The organism is Verrucomicrobiia bacterium, from assembly GCA_035629175.1.
Classification (GTDB): domain Bacteria; phylum Verrucomicrobiota; class Verrucomicrobiia; order Limisphaerales; family DASXHY01; genus DASXHY01.
Window position 1 is genome coordinate 24,096 of sequence record DASPIL010000005.1, and the last position, 7,532, is coordinate 31,627.

At 58.1% G+C, this 7,532-nt stretch carries 6 protein-coding genes and 1 pseudogene; all 7 read right to left on the bottom strand.

What is annotated here, in order from left to right; all coding sequences use genetic code 11:
* Nucleotides 1-38 precede the first annotated feature (38 nt).
* Nucleotides 39-1,214 carry a nucleoside-diphosphate kinase gene (locus VEH04_00865; GenBank protein HYG21302.1) on the bottom strand — a complete coding sequence of 392 codons (1,176 nt, stop codon included), beginning with the start codon at nucleotides 1,212-1,214 and terminating at the stop codon, nucleotides 39-41.
* A gap of 65 nt (nucleotides 1,215-1,279) precedes the next feature.
* A pseudogene (locus VEH04_00870) lies at nucleotides 1,280-1,420 on the bottom strand (DUF5679 domain-containing protein).
* A gap of 172 nt (nucleotides 1,421-1,592) precedes the next feature.
* Nucleotides 1,593-3,098, bottom strand: a complete 1,506-nt coding sequence (locus tag VEH04_00875; protein HYG21303.1) for a long-chain fatty acid--CoA ligase — start codon at nucleotides 3,096-3,098, stop codon at nucleotides 1,593-1,595.
* Nucleotides 3,099-3,277: 179 nt separating this feature from the next.
* Nucleotides 3,278-3,745 (bottom strand): response regulator, encoded by a 468-nt coding sequence (locus tag VEH04_00880; protein ID HYG21304.1) that lies wholly within the window; start codon nucleotides 3,743-3,745, stop codon nucleotides 3,278-3,280.
* Between the two features lie 22 nt (nucleotides 3,746-3,767).
* Complete coding sequence (locus VEH04_00885; protein HYG21305.1) at nucleotides 3,768-5,291, bottom strand: homoserine dehydrogenase; 1,524 nt, start codon at nucleotides 5,289-5,291, stop codon at nucleotides 3,768-3,770.
* Nucleotides 5,292-5,324: 33 nt separating this feature from the next.
* Nucleotides 5,325-7,163, bottom strand: a complete 1,839-nt coding sequence (gene htpG, locus VEH04_00890) for a molecular chaperone HtpG (protein HYG21306.1) — start codon at nucleotides 7,161-7,163, stop codon at nucleotides 5,325-5,327.
* Nucleotides 7,164-7,252: 89 nt separating this feature from the next.
* Nucleotides 7,253-7,532, bottom strand: a 280-nt coding sequence (locus tag VEH04_00895) for a CrcB family protein (GenBank protein HYG21307.1), incomplete at its 5' end; no start/stop codon positions are given.

Genomic DNA, 7,532 nt, shown 5'->3' on the forward strand with positions numbered 1-7,532 from the left:
AATGGAGGAGAGGGTTGGGGAGAGGAGGTGCTTTAGGCTCAACCGACCCTGCCGTAGAATTCCTCCACGACCTGTCGGAACGTGTTCTCGCCAACGTTGACGATTCCCATCTCACGCCGGGCATTGTCCTCGGAATCGCTTGCGTGCGCGGCATTCACCATGATGGTTTGTCCAAACTCGCGGCGGATCGATCCCGGGGGCGCCTTGGAGGGATCCGTGGGCCCGAGCACGTCACGAATTTTCCGCACTGCTTCGACACCTTCATAAACCAGCGCGATGCAGCGTTCGGTTCCAGGATTGTTCCAGTCCGACTGGGGGATTTCTCCCGGCGCGTGACCCGACATGAACTTCACGATGTTATCGAACTGGTTGTCTCCAAAAGCCGGCCCGAGCAGGCCGCCCAGCTGCTTCTCAACGTCGGCACTGAGGCGGAAATTGAATTCCTTTTCAACGGCTGCTTTCGCCTTCGATCCAACCATGTCACTCAGCTTGGTGCGCAGGACTTCTCGGACGGGGCCGTAAAACTCCAGCGCCTGCGACACGCTCATGCGATGGAGCTTGATGCCGACAATGAACAATCCGGTGCGCGAAAAGAAATCGATGACGTTGCCGGGCCGGCCGGAGGGAAAGCGGAAGTTCTCGGGCTTGATCAGGACGAGGGTCCGCTGCGGCTTGTCACCTGATGGGTAGGAAATGATGTCCTCAAGCACTCCGCCGTCCGATTCGGAATACTTCGTCCAAAGCTTCAATTTAGCTTCGCATTCATCGCGCGTCGGCGGCGCCAATACGGCGGGCTCGAAATAACGAACCTGCCCGTTCTCGTCGGTGATCAGGTCGCCATAGGTGTCGCGGATGGTCTCGCCACCACGGCGTTCAGGACTGATATTCCCGACCACGGAACGTGTCTTGCGGACGGCATCCTCCCCGCGGAACAACAACACCATCGCACGGCGGCGTCGCCCGGTTTTGGAATCGGGCGAAAGGTTTTGGAGGATATAATTGTAGATCAGCTCCTGAATGTTGCGGTCCTGCGGGTCGTTCGCGGAAATGATCGCCTCGGAATACTGCGTCACCAGTTCCTGGCTGGGTGCGAACATGCGGGCCGCGACGAGTTCCAACCCGGTGCGGGTGATCAGGCGGCTGAGAATGCCGCCGGTACGGGATTTGTACAGCGAATACGGGGTGATGATGACGTATGCGAGCTCTTGAGCCATAGTTAAGCGTTCGTTGATTCCGGAGGTGTCGGAGCCGATTCAGGCGCGGGAGCGGCGGTTGCTTTTCCGCCGAGGATCTTAAACATCACAGTCCCGCACGTGGGGCATCTGCCTTTGATCGCCTTTCGCCCGTTCTTCATCGTTTCCTCGACCGCATCGGTGATTTCCTTCTTGGCCTTGCATTTAACGCAGTATCCTTCAGGCATAAAAAATTCCCGCCTCGACACTTCATTGCGCCGAGAGGCAGCGATGCGGCGAAGCTTACGGGCGCGTGATTGACAGCGTCAACTGGTAAAAGGGAACAGGAAACGTAAGTATTTGATTACCAACGTTTAGCAATACTATCAGAGCTGTCGAAACAACCCTGACGCCGGCGACTCAGGGCAGCGGCTGTTTGCGGAGGACTGTTTTCAGAATTTTGCCGGTGGCATTGCGAGGCAGGGCAGGGATGAGAATGATCCGCCGGGGCACCTTGTAATCGGCAAGCCGCTCGCGGACGAATTTCATCAACGCCTCAGTGTCGATACTGGCGTTCTCGTTGGGCGACACAAACGCGACGGGCTGTTCGCCGCGGCGCGGGTCAGGGTGTCCTATGACGGCGGCTTCCTTCACGTTTGGAAACTGGTAGATCACTTCCTCAATCTCGCGTGGATAAACGTTGTTGCCGTTGACCAGGAGCATGTCTTTCTTGCGGTCGGTGATGTAGAAGTAACCGTCGTCGTCGTGGTACCCGACGTCACCCGTTAGCAGCCATCCGTTGCGAAACGCCTTCGCGGTTTCCTCGGGTCGGTTCCAGTAACCAGCCATCACGTTGCCGCCGCGCACACAGAGTTCCCCAATTTCGCCAGGCCCGAGGATGGCGCCGGTTTCGTCCTGGGCAGTCAGTTCGACGTGGGGAATGGGCAGGCCGACGGAGCCCGGCTTGCGCGTTGAATCCAGCGGGTTCTTGGCTACGACCGGGCTGGCTTCGCTCAATCCATATCCCTCGATGAGCGGAATTTTGTGCTTCTTTTCGAAATCGTGCAGCACCTGGACTGGCAAGGGTGCTGAGCCGCTGATGCAGATGCGCAGTGGAAGGGGCGCCGGAAGATCAGCATTCGCCAGGCTTCGGTAGAACTGCGGAATCGCAGGAAGTATCGTGGCCCGCCGTTGATAGATTTCCTGAATCACGTTGCGGGCGGGATGCAGCGACTTGATCAAAACGATGGAGGCGCCGGTGAGCAAGGGGAGCAGGGTGCCCACGGTGAGCATGTAGCTGTGGAACAAGGGAAGCAGCACAGCGAGGCGATCTTCAGCGACACTTTGCAGGCAGATGCGGCAACTCTCCACGTTGTGCAGGAGATTCGCATTTGTGAGCATGGCGCCCTTTGGACGGCCTGTGGTGCCCGATGTGTAGATGAGAACGGCGAGGTCGCCTTCCTGGCGATTGGAGTTGCGCAGCAGGTGGGTGTCGAACTTGACGCTTCCTGGAGGGATTGGGAAGGACGCAAACGCCTGTTCTGCGTTCATCATCTGCAGCGTGGGCCGTTGCTGTTGCAGTGCGGGAAGCAGGCGGCCCAGTTCGCTGTCGGTGATCAGCACATCGATTCCGGCATCGTTCAGAATGTGGCTGACTTCGTCCGGCTTGAGGAAGTTATTGATCGGAACGACGACCGCTCCAGCGTGCAATACGCCGAAGAGCGACGAAATGAACTCGGGACAGTTTTTGAGCCAGAGCGCGACGCGATCTCCTGGCTGGACTGAGAACTGTTGCGAGAGGATGCCCGCGGCAAAGAGCGTCTGGCTCCAAAGTTCAGCATAGGTGTATGAGCGCTCGCCCCAGTAGAGGGCGGTTTTCTCCGCATGCTTACTGGCCGAATCGGCAAAGGCGCTGGCAAGATTCATGTCCGAACACTACAGCATCCCCGGACCGCGGCAAAGTGCAGAGGAGTGGAACGCCTGTCGGCGGATGCACGTGGGACGGGGGTGCAGTGTGGGAAGTTAACAGGCGTGGGCAAGGTCCACGATTTGTGCAGGGATGGCGGTTTAAGCAGGCTGAAGCCTGCGGTCCGGGGGCGGGAACTTCAGTCGCTGTGTCCCTGGTCGTTGCCTGCTTCGCAGTTCGGATAACGGTTCAACTTGAGCCAAAACTCCTTTAGCCCCTTAATGAGTTCGTCCAAACCTTCCAGATGCATGGGCTTCACAACGAAAGAGTTCGCTCCAAGATCATACGCGCGATTCACGTCGCCTGCCATTTGCGAGGACGTCATCACGATTACGGGCAGCCGCTTCACAAACGGCTGGCGGTGAATCCAGTCCAGGACGTCGAAGCCGTCGAGACGGGGCATTTTCAGGTCCAGAAGCATCAGCGTGGGAAACGGGTGCTGCAGGCGATTCGCGTAGCCACCCGTGCCGGCCAGGTAATCCACGGCTTCCTGGCCGTCGGTCGTGAACTTCAGTGCAGCGCGCACTTGCGCCCGCCGAACGGCGCGCTCCAGCAGGAAGGCGTCCTCGCGATTGTCTTCGGCAACCAGGATGGTCGTGGGATTCATGGCACATTCCTTTCCAACTCGCTTATTCAAATGATTCCACCCGGATCATGACGGGATTCCCCTTCACAGCCGGAAGCCTGGAGATCTGCGCCAGCGCCTTCCGCATCGCGGAGTTTTGCGCGTCGTGCAACATGAGAATCAGCGGCACGCTCTCTCCCTCGTGCCCTTCAGGCTGGATCACGGATGAAATCCCGATCTTCTCCTTCGCAAAGATGGCCGAAATCCGCGCAAGAACGCCCGGGCGATCGATCACGCTCAACCGCACATAGTAGCGCGACACAATGTCATCGATCGGCAACACGCGCCCGTTTGCCGCATGTGCGACAAAGGGCGGAATCCGCGCAGCGCTGCCATTCTTAAGATCCAGCGCCGCATCGGCGACATCGCTGAGAACCGCGCTGGCGGTGGCATCCTTCCCCGCGCCGCGGCCGTAGAACAAGGTGTCGCCGACCACATCGCCACGAACAAAGCACGCATTGAAGACGCCGTTGACGCTGGCAAGCACATGGGCGTTTGGAATGAGGGTCGGATACACAGACACCTGAACGCCATTGGAGGCTTTTTCGGATTTCGACGTGCGCGTTGTGGACTTTGCGGAGCGTGCGTCGATCTGCTTCACGATCCCAAGAAGCTTTATTGTGTAGCCGAGTTGCTCGGCGAACTGCATGTCGATCCGGGAAATCTGGCGAATGCCTTCTGTGTGGATCTCGTGGTGATCGACCCAGAACCCATGAGCCAGGGAAGCCAGAATTCCGATTTTGTGCTGGGCGTCAAATCCATCGATGTCGAGATCGGGCGGGGTCTCCGCGTAACCCTGTTTCTGGGCATCCAAGAGGACATCGCTGAATTCGGCACCTTCCTGTTTCATCCGTGTGAGGATGTAATTGCAGGTGCCGTTCACGATTCCGTAGATGGCTGAGATTCGGTTGGCGACGAAGCCTTCACGCAAGGTCTTGATGATTGGGATTCCGCCGCACACGCTCGCTTCGTAATAAAGGCTGGCCCCGCCTTTTTTCGCCGCGGCAAAAAGCTCCGGCCCATGTGCTGAAAGGAGCGCCTTGTTTGCGGTGACGACCGTTTTTCCCTGGGCTAGAGCGGCAAGAACCATTGTCTTCGCAATGCCCGTTCCTCCAACCAGTTCAATGACGATCTGGATTGCGGGATCATTGATGACGTCCCTCCAGTCCGTGGTGAGAAGATTGCGATCGATGGGGTAGGGGCGGGGTTCGTCGATCGCTTTGACGGCGATCTTGCGGAAGGCGAGTTGAACGCCGAGGCGGGCGGCCATCAGCGCGCCATTCTGTTGCAGTGCGTGAAAGACACCGCTCCCCACTGTTCCTCCGCCTATCATTCCGAGAGTGACCTGCTGCATAAGGCGGCAAAGAATGGAGGGAAACTTCGCGGGGGACAATTGTTTTCCCGCGGGGCTCAGCATTGCGTTGTAGAGCGCAGGTCTCTCCCCGACGGTCTCGCAAGTTTCCAACCTGCTGGCGTTTGACCGCGCGGTGCCGGGCTTGGAAGCGAGCGATACCGCAGATTTTGGCACTGCAGTACGATCAGGGCTGCGCTGCGGCGACCGTCAGGTGGCGAGGACCTTTTCGAGCAACTGGTTCAGGCGGTTGAGCATCGTTCGCGGATCCTCAAGCAATCCCGCTGCAACGCGCGCGTTGTCGAGCACCTGCTCTGCGACACTTTGGGCCAGGGCGGCATCCTTTTGGCGCATGGCATCGAGTCGCGCCATGATCGGATGCGCAGGATTGATCTCAAGATCATGCCGCGCGGCGGGAGTGCTAGTGTCGTCCTTTTTCATCGCCTGCATGATCCTTCGCATGCTGGACGTCATGAATTTGTCCGCGTCAACGACGAGCGCGGGGCTGTCCACAAGCCGTTGGGACAGTCGCACCTCGCCGACCTTGTCGCCGAACGTTTCCTTAAGCCATTTCGCGAGCGCCGTGGCAGCGTCTTCTGAAAGGCCGTCCTTTTTCGCACTGAGGTTGAGCTCGGCTTTTTCTGCGAGACGCAGCGGTTTGTCCCCAAAGCTGTGGAGGTGTTCCATCACAAACTCGTCCCACGGATCGTACAGGAACAGCACTTCGAACTTCCTCTCGCGGAACACCTCAAAGTAGGGGCTGCTTTCCGCGGCGGCACGGTTTGGCGCGAGCAGGCAATAAATCTCCTTCTGTTCTTCAGGCATGCGCTTCACGTAATCGGCCAATGACGTGAGCTTGCCTTTTTCGAGCGACGACGATTCATACCGCAACAGTTTGCCGAGGGATTCCTTGTGCATGAAATCGGTGACCACGCCCTCCTTCAGGAAGCGCTGGTATTCCAGGTAGAATTTCTCGTAAGCGGGTGCATCTTTCTCCGCCTGCTCGTCGAGATGCTTCAGAAGGCGGCTGGTCAGCACCTTGTTCAGCTTCTGCATGAGCGACGTATCCTGCATCGTCTCGCGCGAGATGTTGAGCGGCAGATCCTCGCTGTCGACCACGCCCTTGAGGAATCGGAGCCACTCGGGAAACAGGCCTTTCGCCTTTGATTGAATCAGCACCTTGCGGCAGTAGAGGTTCACTTCGGAATCGATGCGGCCCATGCCCATCGATTCAAAATTCTTCTGCGGCACGAAGAGCAGCGCCTGGATTGCGAGCGGGGCGTCGGCGCTGAAATGAAGCCGATAGAGCGGCTTTTCGTGATCATGCCCGACGAACGTATAGAATTCGTTGTATTCCTCGTCCTTGATCTCGTTCTTGCTGCGCGCCCAGATCGCCTGGATCGTGTTCAGACGCTTGCCGTTTAGTTCAATCGGGAAGGGAACAAAGCTCGAATAACGCTGGATGATTCGTTCGATCGTATCCGCATTGGCGAACTCCTTCGCCTCGTCCTTCAACTCCAACGTGATGCGCGTGCCGCGCGGCAGATCCGCAGCCGGGGACAGTTCGTATCCGCCGCCCCCTTCACTCGTCCATTGCCATCCCTGTTCGTCCGGTTTGAATGAGCGGCTGAGCACCACCACACGTTTGGCGACCATGAACGCCGAATAAAATCCGACACCAAACTGGCCGATCAACCCGACGTCCGGCTTCTTGTCTTCTGCCAGTTGCTTCACGAAGGCCTTTGTCCCGGAATGCGCGATCGTTCCGAGATTCTCGACCAGCTCGCCATGCGTCATTCCGATGCCTGTATCGGCGATGGTGATCGTTCCGGCGGTGTCATCAGTGGTGATTGAAATCGAGGGTGCGATTTCCGATTGCAGGACGGCGCCGCCCGAAGCCTGGTTGAAGCGCAATTTTTCACAGGCATCCGCGGCATTGGAAATCAGTTCGCGAACAAAAATCTCCTTATCGGTATACAGCGAGTGAATGACGATGTTCAGCAGTTGCTGAATTTCCGCCTGAAAGTGATGCGTTTCCGTTGTGCTCATGGCGATTCAATAAAGAACGGGAATGGGTGGCGTCAAGTGGGCGCGAGCGAAGCGGTTTCTAAAAATGCCCTCGGCGGCTGCAAAAGAGTTTACGCGGCGCGTGCGTTGAGCATGGAACCGAGCCCGAAACCAATCGCGACTGCGACGAGGCAGAGAATCAGCGAGAGCGCGATGTTTCCGCTGGCGGCGAGCCAGTGCCGATGCTGCAGGAGTTCCAACGTTTGCAGGCTGAACGCCGAGAAAGTGGTGAACCCGCCGCAAACTCCTGCCATGAGGAACTGGCGCATGCTGGGAGTCAACGCCGTCCGCCCTTCCGCAACCGCGAACGACGCGAGGATTCCAATGGCGAACGAGCCGAGAACATTCACT